The sequence below is a fragment of the Vibrio sp. MM46 genome (assembly GCF_027587135.1).
In the GTDB taxonomy this organism is placed as follows: Bacteria; Pseudomonadota; Gammaproteobacteria; order Enterobacterales; family Vibrionaceae; genus Vibrio; species Vibrio harveyi.
On record NZ_JAPPTO010000005.1, the window covers coordinates 55,330 to 70,577 of the forward strand.

Consider the following 15,248-nt stretch of genomic DNA (forward strand, 5'->3'; position numbering starts at 1 on the left):
GAACAGTGCCCTCAAGGAAAACAAGACAAGGACTATATGATGAAGTTATTTAGCAAACCTCTGAATGTCGTTACATTATCGATTTCTCTGTTAATGGCTCCTCTCACTTGGGCTGACGAAGCTAAAGGGTTGGAAATTGCACAAGAGCGCAAAGCGCGTGACCAAGGCTGGGGAGATTCTGTTGCCACCATGCAAATGATACTTCGCAATGCTCAAGGAGAAAGTAGTACTCGCTTGATGCGCCTAAAATCACTGGAGGTCGCTGATGATGGCGATAAAGGGCTAACTATCTTTGATGAACCACGAGATGTTAAAGGAACCGCATTTCTTAATCATTCACACACGGTGGGCGCTGACGACCAATGGCTCTATCTGCCCGCGCTCAAACGCGTAAAACGTATCGCTTCACGCAATAAATCTGGTCCATTTATGGGCAGTGAGTTTGCTTATGAAGACCTGAGCTCATTCGAGATTGAAAAGTACCGTTTCAATTACCTTAAAGATGAAACGATGAATGACCAAGAGACGTTTGTATTAGAGCAAATCCCGACAGATAAAAACTCCGGTTACACCAAGCAAGTGGTTTGGCTAGATCAAGCACATTATCGTCCTCTGAAAGTAGAATTTTATGACCGCAAAGGTGCGTTGTTAAAGACGTTAGAGTTTTCTGATTACAAACAGTATCTGAATCAATACTGGCGTGCCCACACTATGGCAATGATGAATCACCAAACGGGCAAGAGTACAGAACTGACAACCAGTGAATTGACGTTCCAGACCGGTCTTAAAGATAACGACTTCAACAAAAACATCCTCAAGCGTGTTAAGTAGGGAGGTTGAATGACTAGGGCAATCGCTGCTGGCCGAGTCTTGGCTAGCATTATGGCTGTGCTTTGTTCTTCGTCTTTGCTTGGCGCTGAATTGGCAGGTCAGGTTAACTTTGAGCATCGACAATTTTTCTCTGCCGGTGCTCAAGGGCAGAGCAAAGGGCAAACATCGCTAGTGTTGCAACCAGAGCTCTACTGGGATCTTCAAGATGGTGATGCGAGTTTCACCTTTACGCCTTTTTATCGTTGGGACAGCATGGATGATGAACGTACGCATGCTGATATTCGAGAAGCCTTGTATTTAACCTATTGGGATGACTATGAACTTCGTGTTGGTATCAGCAAGGTGTTTTGGGGGGTAACAGAATCTGCGCACTTAGTGGATGTTGTAAACCAAATTGATGCGGTAGAAGCGGTCGATGGCGAAGATAAATTGGGACAACCCATGGTGCATTTTACGTCCATCAAAGAGTGGGGAATGCTGGATGCGATGATCTTGCCTTATTTTCGTGAACGAACATTCGCGGGTAAAGATGGGCGTTTGAGGTTTGATCCTGTTGTCTCCGATGATGCGTTGTACGAATCGAGTCGAGAAGAAAAGCATGTAGATGTCGCGTTGCGGTATGCACAAATGTTTGGCGATTGGGATCTCGGCTTGAGCTATGTCTATGGAACGAACCGTGACCCGTATTTTCGATTCGAGCAAGGCGAGCTAAAACCTTACTACGCATTGATGAGCCATGTTGGACTGGATGTGCAGGGAATCGTGGGAGATTGGTTATGGAAACTTGAAAGTGTTTATCGTGATAGTTTTGATAATCATGTCGGTGTTGTTACCGGATTTGAATACACGATAGTGGGGGCTTTTGAAACGGTATGGGATGTGGGTCTTATCGGTGAGTATTTATATGATAGCCGTGGTAACAACGCGCAGAACATTGGTCAAAATGATGTCTTTGCAGGTGTTCGCTTAGCGTTTAATGATGAAGATGGCACCGAAATCCTAACTGGTATCACACAAGATCTCGATAATACCGATGTGTACAACGCAAAACTTGAGGCTTCCAGCCGCATTTCAAATCATTTTAAGTGGCAAATTGATGCTTGGTTGTTTAAAAATGACACGCCAACGGACCTCTTGTATTTCGCAAGAGACGATGATTTTATCGAGCTATCTATCCAGTACTATTTTTAGTGCGGGAGATAGTTAAATCGAAAATTCTAAGGCAAAGAGATCCATGTCATTATTTTGACTGGCTGCTAGAGCTGTAAGGAAGATTTATCGTTACTATTCCTTATGTTTGTTGTGGTTTTGATAGCGATGCGATAAGCAACTAACAAAACCCTCCGGTTTTACTTAGGGGTAGTAACGTTGAATTCATTTCGCTGGGACACTTATTTTGAAACAGGCATCGAAGAAGTCGATGAACAGCACCAATATCTTGTTGGATTTATCAACAAGTACGGCGAACTTTTGGCGCAAAACAGCATCACTCTCACGGACATTCAAGTGGCATTATTTGAACTGTCTCGCTATGCTGAGTTCCACTTCAAAGAAGAAGAGAACTTGATGCGAGAGGTCGAGATCCACCCAGAGCACCTAGAAAAACATATCCAAGTACATCGCGCATTTATGAGCGACATCATCAGTATGCAGAGCTTTATCAGTGATGCCAATAAACGCGCTGCTGAGCAGTTATTGGATTTCCTCATTCATTGGTTGGCTTACCACATTCTTGGTATTGATCAAAATATGTCTAAGCAAGTGGCTGCCATTCAATCTGGGATGTCACCGAGGGCGGCGTATGATGAACAAGAAAAACAAGCCAACGCATCCACTGCGCCATTGCTGGATGCGCTAAATGCTCTGTTTTCACAAGTTTCAGAGCGTAACCGAGAATTACTGAAGCTTAATCTGGTTTTGGAAGAAAAAGTGGATGAAAGGACAATACAACTTTCTCAAGCCAATAAGCAGCTAGAGGCTTTATCACTCACGGATTCGTTGACTCAACTGCCGAACCGAAGAAGTGCGATTAAATCTCTCAAGACCTTGTGGAGAAACGAGGAGGTGAGAGCTTTACCTTTGGTTTGTATCATGATTGATGCGGATTACTTTAAGCAAGTCAATGACACCTGTGGTCACGAAGCCGGAGATTTGGTCTTAAAAGAACTTGCACAAGCGCTAAAACACTCTTTTCGCAGTGATGATATCGTGTGTCGACTTGGCGGCGACGAGTTCGTTGTTATATGCCCGGATACGGGTCTTGAAGGTGGGTTGCATGTTGCCGAGATGGTAAGAAAACAGATCTCTCACATGCTGGTTCCAACAGCATTCGAACCTTGGCGAGGCAGCATCAGTGTCGGGGTAGCAGAACGCCGCGAAGAAATGCAAACTTACACTGATTTGATCCGAGTTGCTGACGAAGGCGTTTACTTAGCAAAACAAAACGGTAAAAACCGAGTACGGTCATCGCAAAAGCTAATATCTTCGAACTAACTCGTCATTCACATTAGAACGCCAGAGAACCCAATTTTTTCACTGTTTGGTGAAAATCTATGTGGCGTATTCTTTAGCTACTTATGCAAAAACAAACACGAAAAAGTAGGGGTTATTCCATAGCAACCCTTCATTTTTTACGTTTTTGTGTTCTTTTTATTCAATAACCTCTTCTTTTCATAATTCAATTTGGCCTTGGTGGCGGGTTTGGCTACTATGTACAGCTATCAAAAAACCAATCACTCCCTTATGGATACTACCAATAGGTAGATGAGGAAACGATGCAACATCTAGAAGAGATCATTGCTAACGCGAGTGCAGCAATTGAAGCTGCAGAATCGCTAGTCGTACTTGATGAAGTGCGTGTTCAGTATCTAGGTAAAAAAGGTGAGCTAACTGCTCAACTTCAAAGCCTAGGTAAACTACCACCAGAAGAACGCCGTGAAGCGGGTCAAGAGATCAACAAAGCGAAAGGCGTGGTTCAGCAAGCTATCGCAGCTCGTAAAGACGCACTACAACGTGCAGAGCTTGAAGCGAAGCTAGCGGCAGAAACGATCGACGTAACATTACCAGGTCGTCGTATCGAGAACGGTGGTCTACACCCAGTTACTCGTACTGTAGAGCGTATTGAGAAGTTCTTTGGTGAACTTGGCTTTAACACTGAGTCTGGTCCAGAAATCGAAGATGCATTCCACAACTTTGATGCACTAAACATCGCAGCTGATCACCCAGCGCGTACTGACCATGATACTTTCTTCTTCAACCCAGATTTGATGCTTCGTACTCACACGTCAGGCGTACAGATCCGTACGATGGAAAATGGCAAACCACCATTCCGTTTCATCGCACCTGGTCGTGTATACCGTAATGACTACGACCAAACGCACACGCCAATGTTCCACCAAGTGGAAGGCATGCTGGTTGATGAGAACGTAAACTTCGCACAGCTGAAAGGCATCCTGCACGATTTCCTATGCAACTTCTTCGAAGAGGAAGTGGAGGTACGTTTCCGTCCATCTTACTTCCCGTTCACTGAGCCTTCAGCTGAAGTTGATGTGAAAGGTAAAAACGGTAAATGGCTAGAAGTACTAGGCTGCGGTATGGTTCACCCGAACGTACTACGTAGCGTAGGCATTGATCCTGAAAAATACTCTGGTTTCGCATTCGGTATGGGTGTTGAGCGTCTAACAATGCTTCGTTACGGCGTGAACGACCTACGTGCGTTCTTCGAGAACGATCTTCGTTTCCTAAAACAGTTCAAGTAATCCAGGGGATAAATCACTATGAAATTCAGCGAATCATGGCTTCGTGAGTGGGTTAGTCCTTCGATTACCACTGACGAACTAACTCACCAAATTACAATGGCGGGTCTAGAAGTTGATGACGTGCTACCTGTAGCAGGTTCGTTCAACGGCGTTAAAGTTGGTCACGTTGTTGAATGTGGTCAACACCCAGATGCAGACAAACTGCGCGTTACTAAAGTAGACGTGGGTGAAGAAGAGCTTCTAGACATCGTTTGTGGCGCACACAACTGTCGCCAAGGTCTGAAAGTAGCAGTAGCAACGGTTGGTGCTGTTCTTCCAGGCGATTTTAAAATCAAAAAAGCAAAACTACGTGGTCAACCATCTCACGGCATGCTTTGTTCGTTCACTGAACTAGGTATCGATGTTGAGTCAGATGGCATCATGGAGCTAGCAGAAGACGCAGTAATCGGTACCGATTTCCGTGAATTCCTAGGTCTAGACGACGTAACAGTAGACGTAGACCTAACAGCAAACCGCGCTGACTGTTTCAGCATTCGTGGTCTAGCTCGCGAAGTTGGCGTACTAAACCGCGCTGACGTAACTGAGCCATCAGTAGAAGCAGTAGCAGCTTCAATCGAAGATAAAGTGTCTATCGAAGTGAAAGCGCCAGCTGCGTGTCCACGTTACCTAGGTCGCGTTGTTAAGAACGTAAACGTTCAAGCTGAAACGCCACTATGGATGCAAGAGAAACTGCGTCGTTGTGGTATTCGCTCTATCGACCCTGTAGTAGACATCACTAACTACGTTCTTTTAGAGCAAGGTCAACCAATGCACGCATTCGATCTAGCGAAGATCGAAGGTGGCATCGTAGTTCGTATGGCTGAGCAAGGTGAGAAGCTAACACTTCTTGACGGTAGCGAAGCAGAACTAAACGCAGATACACTAGTTGTTGCTGACCACAACAAAGCACTTGCAATCGCAGGTATCTTTGGTGGTGAAGAGTCTGGTGTAACAACGGAAACTAAAGACGTTCTACTAGAGTGTGCATTCTTTGCACCTGACCACATCCGTGGTCGCGCACGTAGTTACGGTCTTCACACTGATTCTTCAATGCGTTTTGAACGTGGTGTGGATTACGCACTGCAGGTTAGCGCAATGGAGCGTGCAACTCAGCTTCTTGTTGAGATCTGTGGCGGTGAAGTCGCACCTGTTGTTGCTGTAGAGTCTGAAGCAGACCTACCTAAGCCAAACAAAGTTGCTCTACGTCGTACTAAGCTAGACAACCTATTAGGTCACCACATCGCTGATGCTGACGTAGTAGAAATCCTAGAGCGCCTAGGTTTGACAGTTCAAGCTTCTGAAGAAGGTTGGGTGGCAGTAGCACCAACATGGCGTTTCGATATCGCTATCGAGCAAGACTTGATTGAAGAAGTTGGTCGTATCTACGGTTACGACAACATTCCTAACCAACACCCAGCAGCAGCACTTAAGATGCACAACCACGTTGAAGCGGATCTTCCACTGAAACGCGTTCGTGATCTTCTTGTTGACCGTGGTTACCACGAAGCAATCACATACAGCTTCGTTGAGCCTGAGCAACAAGAGCTAGTTGTACCTGGTGTTGAGCCTCTAGTGCTTCCAAACCCAATCTCTGCAGACATGTCAGCAATGCGTCTTGGTCTTATCCAAGGTCTGCTGAACACGGTTGTTCACAACCAGAAGCGTCAACAGCCACGCGTTCGTCTATTTGAATATGGTCTACGTTTCATCCCATGTGAATCTGCAGAAAACGGTATGCGCCAAGAGCCAATGCTTGCCGGTGTTATCGCAGGTACTCGCGGTGAAGAGCATTGGGATATCGAAACTAACACTGTTGATTTCTTCGACCTTAAAGGCGATCTAGAAGCAATTCTAGAGCTATCTGCTAACGAAAAAGCGTACTCTTTCGCTGCAGCTAAGCACCCAGCACTTCACCCAGGTCAATCTGCGGCAATCATCGTAGATGGTAAAGAAGTGGGTGTGATCGGTACTGTTCACCCAGAACTTGAGCGTAAGTTCGGTCTAAATGGTCGTACTATCGTATTCGAAATCGAATGGTCTGCAATCAACAGCAAAGTGATCCCTGAAGCGGTAGCACTTTCTAAATTCCCTTCAAACCGTCGTGATATCGCGGTAGTCGTGGATGAAGCTGTTGCATCTGGTGATATCGTTAACGCTTGCGTAGAGCAAGGTGGCGAGTTCCTTAAAGATGCGAAGCTGTTCGACGTTTACGTAGGTAAAGGCGTTGAAGAAGGTAAGAAGAGCCTAGCAATCGCTCTGACTCTACAGTCACTTGAGCGTACTCTGGAAGATGCAGATATCGCTGGTGCGGTTGACGCTATCGTTGCTCACGTTTCTGAGAAGTTTGGTGCGTCTCTACGTGACTAATCTCATGTAACGTATCTTCTTAAGAAATGGAAACCCTGCCAGTTTGGCAGGGTTTTTTTATATCTTGAGAGATAGGAAATAGGGAATAACTAGAGCCAAACTGTCTCTACCTTCATCCTCTCACCTTCGAGGTGAATCTTATTCACGCCAATCTTTGCATTGCGGTTGTATTCGTCAATACTGTGGTCAAAACCGTAAGCAGTAGCGGGTGCCATATGTTGAGTGACTTCTTGGCGCGTTACAGTCAGTGCATCATGACCATGCCCGCAAATAACATCTTGAACTCGGTACTTAGCCAAAAGCGCATGTAAGCTTGCATTGTTTTCCAAGCAAATGGCTTGCATCCAATCCGAGCCTACGGGAATAATAGGGTGATGGATAACAACAATCGGATTGATCGCATGGCGAAGTTGTTTATTGAAGCGTGCTAGCCCACGGTTATCGACACGACCAGAGCCTAAAGGGTGGCGCTTATCCAAAGGTTTAGCACTCGAATCTAAGAACAGCATGTCACGGTTATGAATTTTGGCTTTATTCACTACGTTAATAGAGCTACCGACCAGTTCCCGCTTCATCAATTTGGTGTCATCATGGTTGCCTGCAATTGCGAATATTTCCTTATCGCGAATGTGCTTTTCTAGGAAACTTAGTAGTACACGGTAATCACCCGGTTTGGGGTTGCAACAAAGATCGCCTGTGAGCAAAAGGGTATCGCATGATGAATCTTTTTGAGCATAAAGAAGCGCGCTACGTAGATTCTCAAAGCTTGAATCGTCACTTAAATGGCAGTCGCTGATTTGAATAATTGATGTCATAGAGTTGCAAAGCAAAAACGGTAGTTGTTTGACGTTAGTCTATCATTCAATCTTTTGTTTTTGATATGCCTCTACCATTAAAAGGTTTCTCTAGGTCATCTGTTTAAAAGCGCAGTGCCACAGCTTAATCGATAACTGAAGAACACCAGCGCCTTTCTTAAACGTTAACTTGATAGGTAGTTCGTGCTTGCAGGTTCTACTCTCTAGGACTGATTAATATAGCTTTGAAAATACAGTAAAAATGCAGAGATCTTCTGTGCATTCACTTGTTCACCCGCGCAACCAAGTTCTAACCAAAGTTTTTTAATATTCTTCTCTATGAGTGAGCCCCTTTTAGCTGCTGGTGGCACAGAGTTAGACGGCGGTTCTCCACAGCAAAGTTCAATATCGATGTTCTGCGATACATCTTTTAGGCATATACGTAGCCACACTTTTTGTCCTTGTTCTTGAGCTTTCGTCACAATAGCGTTTATGGTTTTCGAGTTGCTCTCTAATGAATCAATGACTACTCCACAGCAATCAATGGAAATAATTAATGCCACTGCTTATCCTTTTTTAGCTTTTCATCACTCTCACGTCTCTGACACCCTTCGAGGTAGCGGATAAAATCACATACGCCCTGAACGTTAACGTTCCCACCTTCGCACCGGAACATAGACCAGAGATCCGTCAGCTTACTTTCGAGCTGGGTTAGCGGCTTTCGTCTTGGGCTGTTTGTGGTTGTTGCTATTCTTGGTGCACTACCGCATGCAAGCCGAATGTTAATATCTTGCTTCAAATCTCGGACAATCACAGACACCCATACCTTAGATTTGCGGTCTTTTGCTCTGTTAACGAGTCCGGTTACCCATTCCCTGTCTATCTCTCGTGTTGTTGCTGAGACTCCACAAATATCAATAAATACTTCTAACGCCATTATTCACCACCAATTTCAAACCATTTTTTATCAATAGAAAGTTTCACCATATTTTTCATTTCTCTAATGATGTCTTCACTCAGTTCAGTGTGTACATAAAAGAAGATTCGAGGTGTATTTCCATATCCATTTGGCATTAGGGTATATTCATCATTGCCAAATTTTATTGTTGAAGAGAATTTGATGGCATCAAGCGTAGTTACAACTTTTGCTAAGTGTTCATAGCCACCTAGAAAAATTACAAGGCACTCTTTATCCATATAATTACAACTCCGTTGCAAGTGTTGAGAGATTTTAGGCTAATCGATAAATTGCTCAAAAAGCGAGACTCAAAAAAGAGACATGGTTAATTTAGCCGTAAAATTTAGATTGCGAATTTGTTAAATAAACAATGTCAGCGATAAAGTTTGCTTCAATCTCCTTTGAGCAATGCTTGCATTCTTCCATTTAAAAATACTTCTGGAACATCTTCAGAGGCGTATGCGTGGATGGTCTTCCCGTCAGAAAACTGAGTGACTAATTCATAGGAATTGGTTATTAGATTATCGAGGACCTCACGAGTTCGGTTCACCCTTGTAGGTATCCACCCCAGAATTCTGTGTTCAAATTCTCGATCCCAATGACCACCAATAAATTCGACTTTAACAATTTGAGGGATATACCGTTCTGCAATTGAATACTTCGTACAGTATATTTTGTAAGGTTTGTCATAGTTAGGGTCTGTTAAGCCAAATAAAGAATATTTTTCTCCATTTTTATCTACCGTTAAGGGTAGAGAGTTGAGGGAAATATTTTCACCATGGCTCTCACCGCCAATAAAAATAACTTCGTACATTATCTGTCCTCCATTAAGCCTCTATTTATTTTTCATCGGAATTTCGATTAATTGAATCAGTTCATTTTGTTCTTCATCTGTCAAAGTGGAGTGCACATAAACGAAGTATCTAGGTGAATTACCAACTCCTTTTGGGAGTAGAACGTATTCGTCATCGCCAAAGCACACTGTTGGTGTAAATTTGATTGTGTTGAGTGTTGTTGTGATTTCCTCTAAGTGATGAGCACCACCGAGAAAAATCACACGGCATGTCTTATCCATAAAATTACAACTCCTTTGTAAATTTGCGGAGGGTTCAGGCTAATAGATAAAACACTCAAAAAGCGAGGTATAAAGGCTAGATAAGGTGAATTTATTGTTAAAAATTAGATTTCAAATTTGAAGCGTTACGTTGTGATTTGTTAAACGTTGCTTGATGTTGATGGATTATGTGGAGGCATGGTTCAAGCAAGTGATAAAGCGAACGTTAGTAGCAGCGGTAGAGTAATAATGCTTAAAAAGTTGCCAAACAAGACCATAGAAGCAACGTTCAGAGGTTCGATATTGAGTCGTTCAGCAAACAAGTAGTTCATTACAGCTGGTGGCAACATGGTAAACAACACCATCATCTGTAATTGCATGATTGGCAATGGTATCAAGGTATAGATTAAGGCAAAGGCGAGTGCTCCGGTACCGAGTGATTGAAGTGTGCACCAAAGACCCACTCGAAGACCATCCCATCTTAAATGGCGCATTTGTGCTCCCAATGATAACAACATAACTGGGACGGCGGCTTGCCCAAGTAATGTGGTCGCTTCAAAAAGAGGAGACCAAATACCAATACCAGAAATGTTGATAAGCAACGCGAGCAAAGCGGATAAGAAGATCGGCATTTTGACGATTTGTTTAAGCGGATTGCCATTACTCAGTAGCATAACGCCAAGGCTTATATGTAGGCATGCTGAAACGACAAAAAGCAATACTGCGGAGGGAAGGGCGATTTCCCCGAAGGTGTAAGTAAACAGCGGTATCGCTAAGTTACCGCTGTTTCGAAACATGTGTGGTGGAGCCCATGCTTTGAATGATAATCCGCAAAACTTCGCGATGGGAACCATCACAATGCCAGGTACTACGACAGCAATAAGCGCGGCTAGTAGCAAGGGGACTTGCCCCATGCTGAGTGGCATACCGACAAGAGAAGAAAATACCAGTGCCGGAGTAAACACATCCATATTGATGCGATTGATTGGGCGAAAATCGGGCTTGAGGCATCGACCAACTAAGTAACCTACACAAACCAAGACAAAGACGGGAAATAAGATACTGATGACTTGGTGCAACATGACGGCTCTTTCGCGTGGTGAAAACAGGGATAAACAGTAACAACCTTTCAGTTAACCGTCATGGAGCAATCAATAGAATTTTGTCGCTGTTCAAGCTTTCATGCTCCTAGTGTCACGCTATATCTGAATAACAAGTCTGCTAAATAGGACCGACCAGATCTATTTTCAAACGTACTCAACTTACTGAAAAGGTAAGAAGTTTTGTGTCAATTGTTTGTAAAGTAGCCAGTATCTGACATTTTTATTAAATAGTGATTAATGTTGTTTTGAGTTTCAAATCTAGTAATTTGAACTGGATATTTTTTTCATTGGAGAGGGAATTAAAGGAAAATATGGAAATGGTGGTGGGTAAACTATCTGCGTGGTGCAACATTCCGTATATTAGCAAAGAAAAAAGTTGGCGAAAATCATAAGCTTGGCATACACTTCCTGATGTAACCCCGATATGTTGTTGAATTGGTAGGGTAAAACTGCTCTGGCGCTACACTAAGGTAGCATTGTTTAACATAGCTTTGAGGAAAGTTTTATGGCGCTCACAAAAGCCGAACTTGCAGAAAACCTGTTTGATAAATTGGGATTTAGTAAACGGGACGCCAAGGAAACGGTGGAAGTGTTCTTTGAAGAGATTCGTAAGGCACTAGAAAGTGGCGAACAGGTAAAACTGTCAGGTTTTGGTAACTTTGACCTTCGTGACAAGAATGAACGACCTGGTCGTAACCCGAAAACTGGCGAAGATATTCCTATTACTGCTCGACGTGTCGTTACGTTCCGCCCGGGTCAGAAGTTGAAAGCTCGCGTAGAGAACCTAAAGACCGACCAGTAAGCCATGTAACATGGAATGAGACCACGCTTTGTCGTGGTCTTTTTGTTTGTGGCTTTCATTACTGACTAAAGAACAAATAAAAACCACCGCAATTGCGGTGGTTTTTCAGTATTCAGGGAATTAGTTTCTAAAATACTGTTTGCTTAGGCTGCTTCCAGGTGCGTCGTTAGGTAAGGATGCCAAGCTTCTTGATACAAGTTTTTAGATTGAGTACGCATGTTACGAATTGATGCCATCTCGATATCATTTAGGTTACGACCTTCAACCAGAGCTTGACGTTCCAGTTTCTGAATTTGCTCGTACAAATCATGCTCCGGACCACTTTTTACATCAGCAATCGCTTTTAGATGCAATTGGACTTCAGCAATTAGGTTGGTTTTTGGTAAACGGACCAACAAGTTGAGATCACGATAACCAGAAGCCGTTGGTTTTTTAAAGCGGTTTTTTACTTTAACAATGGTTGTTTCGCGCTCTAACGTTTCATATACCGACACCAAGCTTGCTACGTCATTTGCAACGATGGTTGCACGGGCTAAGTCGGTGATACGTTCTACTTGACCGTCAAGTTCGTGGGCGATTTTCTCTTCGGCGCGGTGCTGAGATTTAACGCCAGCAAAATAAGGCTGTGCGTCAGTGAGAAGGGCAGTACTCTTACAGATGGTTTCTAGCTCAAACTGCGCTTGGTGCGCTTTGCTGTAAAGTACGTCGAAATCTGAATAAGGCTGTGTTGGTTTGGAGTCGATTGACTGAATGCCATACAAACCACTAAGGCTATGTTTAAACAATTTTGAGCAAACTTCGTTTTGGCTAGCAGAACGGTCTTGCTCGTTACTCGGGACATTTGGAAGTGCGGCGAAAGCCGGCGCACGGCTTAGTACTAATAGCATCAATGCCGTAGTACGTAGAAATAAGCTCATTCACTCTCCTTAACTTGCTTGCACTTAGAAAATGGGTAACGAAAAGGTCACTAAGATTCGCAAATCAGGTACTACCTAGTTAATGGGGTCTCTACGATAGATTCCAAGGTTGATTTTCAACCTTATGGTGGAATCGTGTTCTAGATCACCATTTGCTTTCCTTTATTCTGACCATCAGAACAAGGAAGGGTTCCTTCTTGAACGTTAGCCATACTAACATTGCAGTATTAACCAAAGATGAACGGCATAGACAAATTTGAAAAAATCATTAGTCTTAGCCCACAAAAGTGAAGCGCAAAGCTCGAATCCACTATCAGCCGACAAGTAGAAGAATCATGAGAGATCAAGAATTTTGGCACAATAAATGGGCCAGTAACCAAATTGGTTTTCATCTAGAAGACGTGAACCCACTGTTGCCTGCATTTTGGCAACATACGGCTGCAAAGCGTGATGATAAAGTTTTGGTGCCTCTGTGTGGTAAGTCAGAGGATTTGATTTGGTTAGCGACCAAACACGACGAAGTTCAGGGCGTTGAGCTAAGCCAAATTGCGGTAAGAGCGTTTTTTGCTGAGCATTTTTACACCCCAACGGTAACGCCTGTTAATGGTATGCACGAGTTATATCAGTTTGATGAGCTGTCGATTTATACGGGTGATTTCTTTACCGCCCCAGTATCTAAAGCCGATATCATTTACGATCGCGCTGCGTTAGTGGCTCTTCCTAAAGAGATGCGAGCAGAATATGCTGCTCGTGTTAAGCAATTGCTGAATCCTGGCGGTCGTATCTTGTTGGTCACGTTGAACTACCCGCAAGAAGAGATGGCAGGACCTCCTTTTAGTGTTCCTGTAGAAGAGATTGAACAGTTATTTTCCGGTTATAAGATCACACGCTTAAACGTAGATCAAGCCGATGATAATCACCCTAAAATTGCCAAAAAGGGTCTGAGTCGCTTCTCTGAAGAAGTGTATTTAATTGAAAGTGAATAGGGTAATCGAGTTTATACCCAAGTAACCTCGAGATGCTAGGTTCAGCGAGACTGACTTGGTTTGTAGACGCGGCGGCGATTTAAAGGTTTAGTGGGCCTAAATCAAGAATCGGCAACAAAGTATACAAGCCAAGGCAGCTCGCCCTTTGGGAGCGTGTCATTGACCCGATTGCTGCGTCAAACAACTTGGAAAGAGCTGGCTATTACACTGCGTTGGTTTCCTTGCTCTCGAATCAATGACAACGCTCTGAATCCTGCATCTTGAAGTCACTTGGGTATATACAAATAAAAAGCGCAGCCAATTGGGCTGCGCTTTTTGTTTCTTGGAGCGAACTAGTGAAATCAGTAAACGATCTGCACTTTAGAAGCGCTGCTCACTGCATCTTCAATCGAATCTTCGATAGTCTTACGACGCGTTAGAACAACGCCTAAACGACGGCGACCATCGATTTCAGGCTTACCAAACAAACGAACTTGAGTTTGTGGTTGAGCCAGGGCATTGGCAAGATTATCAAAGCGAATATCTGTTGATGTACCTTGCCCTAGGATGACAGCTGACGCGGACGGGCCGTATTGAATGATACTGTTGATTGGCATGCCAGTGAACGCACGAACATGCAGAGCAAACTCAGACATTTCCTGAGAAATCATAGTTACCATGCCAGTGTCGTGTGGACGAGGTGAAACTTCGTTGAAAATTACTTTATCACCTTTCACGAACAGCTCTACACCGAAGATGCCGTAACCACCGAGCGCATTTACGACTTTCTCCGCTGTGTATTCTGCTGCTTTAATCGCAGTATCTGACATTGCTTGTGGTTGCCACGACTCTCGGTAGTCACCATCTTCTTGACGATGCCCAATTGGTGCGCAGAAATGGACACCATCTTTCGCTCGTACTGTCAGCAGCGTAATTTCATAGTCGAAGTCAATAAAGCCTTCGACGATCACACGACCGGCACCAGTACGACCGCCTTCTTGCGCGTACTCCCACGCTGTTTGCACATCTTGTTCTGTTTTGATGACGCTTTGTCCTTTACCAGACGAACTCATCACGGGTTTTACTACACAAGGGATACCAACGTGCGAAACTGCCGCTTTAAAGTCATCAAAGTTATCTGCAAACTGATAAGGAGAATTCGTTAAGCTTAGCTCTTCAGCTGCAAGACGACGGATGCCCTCGCGGTTCATAGTCAACTTAGTTGCTTTTGCTGTCGGAACGACGTTCACGCCTTTTTCTTCTAGCTCAACTAATTTGTCTGTTGCGATAGCTTCAATTTCCGGAACCACATAAGCAGGTTGCTCTTTCTTGATGATTTCTTCTAATGCTTCGCCATCAAGCATATCGATGACGTAGCTGCGATGAGCCACTTGCATTGCTGGTGCGTCAGCATAACGGTCACACGCGATCACTTCTAAACCAAGACGTTGACATTCAATTGCTACTTCTTTACCAAGCTCGCCAGAGCCCAGAAGTAATACACGGGTAGCATGAGTGCTAGTAGCAGTACCAAACATAGTGTTCCCTTACAAAATAAAGTGGTGGAAGCGAATTTGCAGGGGATCATACTGATTTTTGCGAACGAAGCAAACGTTTGCGTGTGATTTTAAACAATAAAAAAAGGCCCTGCGTCATGCAG

At 43.9% G+C, this 15,248-nt stretch carries 16 protein-coding genes; 7 read left to right on the forward strand and 9 right to left on the reverse strand.

Translation table 11 applies throughout. The annotated features are described in order from the left end of the window. Positions 1-39 precede the first annotated feature (39 nt). The 5 genes from OH459_RS07310 to pheT all read left to right on the forward strand — a co-directional run bounded on the left by OH459_RS07310 (position 40) and on the right by pheT (position 6,995). Entirely contained in the window at positions 40-831 is a 792-nt protein-coding gene (locus tag OH459_RS07310) for an outer membrane lipoprotein-sorting protein (RefSeq protein ID WP_026000346.1), read from the forward strand. A gap of 9 nt (positions 832-840) precedes the next feature. Further along, on the forward strand, positions 841-2,022 hold the full coding sequence (locus OH459_RS07315) for a hypothetical protein (RefSeq protein ID WP_269986228.1): 1,182 nt from the start codon (positions 841-843) through the stop codon (positions 2,020-2,022). 177 nt (positions 2,023-2,199) lie between these two features. Then, entirely contained in the window at positions 2,200-3,324 is a 1,125-nt protein-coding gene (locus OH459_RS07320) for a GGDEF domain-containing protein (protein ID WP_029791128.1), read from the forward strand. Positions 3,325-3,605: 281 nt separating this feature from the next. Continuing rightward, complete coding sequence (gene pheS, locus OH459_RS07325) at positions 3,606-4,589, forward strand: phenylalanine--tRNA ligase subunit alpha (RefSeq protein ID WP_005439802.1); 984 nt, start codon at positions 3,606-3,608, stop codon at positions 4,587-4,589. Positions 4,590-4,607: 18 nt separating this feature from the next. Continuing rightward, entirely contained in the window at positions 4,608-6,995 is a 2,388-nt protein-coding gene (gene pheT, locus OH459_RS07330; protein ID WP_269986233.1) for a phenylalanine--tRNA ligase subunit beta, read from the forward strand. Between the two features lie 89 nt (positions 6,996-7,084). Here pheT and OH459_RS07335 read toward each other — a convergent pair whose 3' ends face one another. From OH459_RS07335 to OH459_RS07365, 7 genes are all read right to left on the reverse strand, one after another. Next, a complete protein-coding gene (locus tag OH459_RS07335; protein ID WP_053050945.1) occupies positions 7,085-7,810 on the reverse strand; it encodes a metallophosphoesterase family protein in 726 nt (241 codons plus the stop codon). A gap of 203 nt (positions 7,811-8,013) precedes the next feature. Further along, a complete protein-coding gene (locus OH459_RS07340) occupies positions 8,014-8,352 on the reverse strand; it encodes a hypothetical protein (protein ID WP_029791121.1) in 339 nt (112 codons plus the stop codon). Further along, positions 8,343-8,726, reverse strand: a complete 384-nt coding sequence (locus OH459_RS07345) for a hypothetical protein (protein ID WP_017817997.1) — start codon at positions 8,724-8,726, stop codon at positions 8,343-8,345. The genes OH459_RS07340 and OH459_RS07345 overlap by 10 nt, the downstream gene beginning before the upstream one ends. Next, on the reverse strand, positions 8,726-8,986 hold the full coding sequence (locus OH459_RS07350; protein ID WP_005445548.1) for a hypothetical protein: 261 nt from the start codon (positions 8,984-8,986) through the stop codon (positions 8,726-8,728). Before OH459_RS07350 ends, OH459_RS07345 begins: the two co-directional genes overlap by 1 nt. A gap of 152 nt (positions 8,987-9,138) precedes the next feature. Next, on the reverse strand, positions 9,139-9,561 hold the full coding sequence (locus tag OH459_RS07355; protein WP_059678539.1) for a hypothetical protein: 423 nt from the start codon (positions 9,559-9,561) through the stop codon (positions 9,139-9,141). 21 nt (positions 9,562-9,582) lie between these two features. Then, the gene (locus OH459_RS07360) at positions 9,583-9,822 is read right to left on the reverse strand and encodes a hypothetical protein (protein ID WP_047517048.1); all 240 of its coding nucleotides are present in this window, start codon (positions 9,820-9,822) and stop codon (positions 9,583-9,585) included. Positions 9,823-10,004: 182 nt separating this feature from the next. Next, on the reverse strand, positions 10,005-10,883 hold the full coding sequence (locus OH459_RS07365; RefSeq protein ID WP_009701053.1) for an AEC family transporter: 879 nt from the start codon (positions 10,881-10,883) through the stop codon (positions 10,005-10,007). A 526-nt stretch (positions 10,884-11,409) separates the two neighbouring features. Here OH459_RS07365 and ihfA point away from each other — a divergent pair. Next, positions 11,410-11,706 (forward strand): integration host factor subunit alpha, encoded by a 297-nt coding sequence (gene ihfA, locus OH459_RS07370; protein ID WP_005445544.1) that lies wholly within the window; start codon positions 11,410-11,412, stop codon positions 11,704-11,706. A gap of 143 nt (positions 11,707-11,849) precedes the next feature. Here ihfA and OH459_RS07375 read toward each other — a convergent pair whose 3' ends face one another. Then, positions 11,850-12,623 (reverse strand): phosphoribosylglycinamide formyltransferase, encoded by a 774-nt coding sequence (locus tag OH459_RS07375; RefSeq protein ID WP_005445543.1) that lies wholly within the window; start codon positions 12,621-12,623, stop codon positions 11,850-11,852. Positions 12,624-12,958: 335 nt separating this feature from the next. Between OH459_RS07375 and OH459_RS07380 the strand changes: the two genes are divergently transcribed. Further along, positions 12,959-13,609, forward strand: coding sequence for a thiopurine S-methyltransferase (locus OH459_RS07380; RefSeq protein ID WP_005445541.1), 651 nt, complete (start codon positions 12,959-12,961; stop codon positions 13,607-13,609). Between the two features lie 341 nt (positions 13,610-13,950). Here the strand turns inward: OH459_RS07380 and purT are convergent, their stop codons facing one another. Next, complete coding sequence (gene purT / locus OH459_RS07385) at positions 13,951-15,126, reverse strand: formate-dependent phosphoribosylglycinamide formyltransferase (protein WP_269986238.1); 1,176 nt, start codon at positions 15,124-15,126, stop codon at positions 13,951-13,953. Positions 15,127-15,248: the final 122 nt, after the last annotated feature.

Bases quoted from the DNA above. Each gene is read 5' to 3' on its own strand.
- OH459_RS07310 (WP_026000346.1), top strand. From the start codon at position 40: ATGAAGTTATTTAGCAAACCTCTGAATGTCGTTACATTATCGATTTCT.
- OH459_RS07315 (WP_269986228.1), top strand. From the start codon at position 841: ATGACTAGGGCAATCGCTGCTGGCCGAGTCTTGGCTAGCATTATGGCT.
- pheS (WP_005439802.1), top strand. From the start codon at position 3,606: ATGCAACATCTAGAAGAGATCATTGCTAACGCGAGTGCAGCAATTGAA.
- pheT (WP_269986233.1), top strand. From the start codon at position 4,608: ATGAAATTCAGCGAATCATGGCTTCGTGAGTGGGTTAGTCCTTCGATT.
- OH459_RS07335 (WP_053050945.1), bottom strand. From the start codon at position 7,810: ATGACATCAATTATTCAAATCAGCGACTGCCATTTAAGTGACGATTCA.
- OH459_RS07345 (WP_017817997.1), bottom strand. From the start codon at position 8,726: ATGGCGTTAGAAGTATTTATTGATATTTGTGGAGTCTCAGCAACAACA.
- OH459_RS07350 (WP_005445548.1), bottom strand. From the start codon at position 8,986: ATGGATAAAGAGTGCCTTGTAATTTTTCTAGGTGGCTATGAACACTTA.
- OH459_RS07355 (WP_059678539.1), bottom strand. From the start codon at position 9,561: ATGTACGAAGTTATTTTTATTGGCGGTGAGAGCCATGGTGAAAATATT.
- OH459_RS07360 (WP_047517048.1), bottom strand. From the start codon at position 9,822: ATGGATAAGACATGCCGTGTGATTTTTCTCGGTGGTGCTCATCACTTA.
- OH459_RS07365 (WP_009701053.1), bottom strand. From the start codon at position 10,883: ATGTTGCACCAAGTCATCAGTATCTTATTTCCCGTCTTTGTCTTGGTT.
- ihfA (WP_005445544.1), top strand. From the start codon at position 11,410: ATGGCGCTCACAAAAGCCGAACTTGCAGAAAACCTGTTTGATAAATTG.
- OH459_RS07375 (WP_005445543.1), bottom strand. From the start codon at position 12,623: ATGAGCTTATTTCTACGTACTACGGCATTGATGCTATTAGTACTAAGC.
- OH459_RS07380 (WP_005445541.1), top strand. From the start codon at position 12,959: ATGAGAGATCAAGAATTTTGGCACAATAAATGGGCCAGTAACCAAATT.
- purT (WP_269986238.1), bottom strand. From the start codon at position 15,126: ATGTTTGGTACTGCTACTAGCACTCATGCTACCCGTGTATTACTTCTG.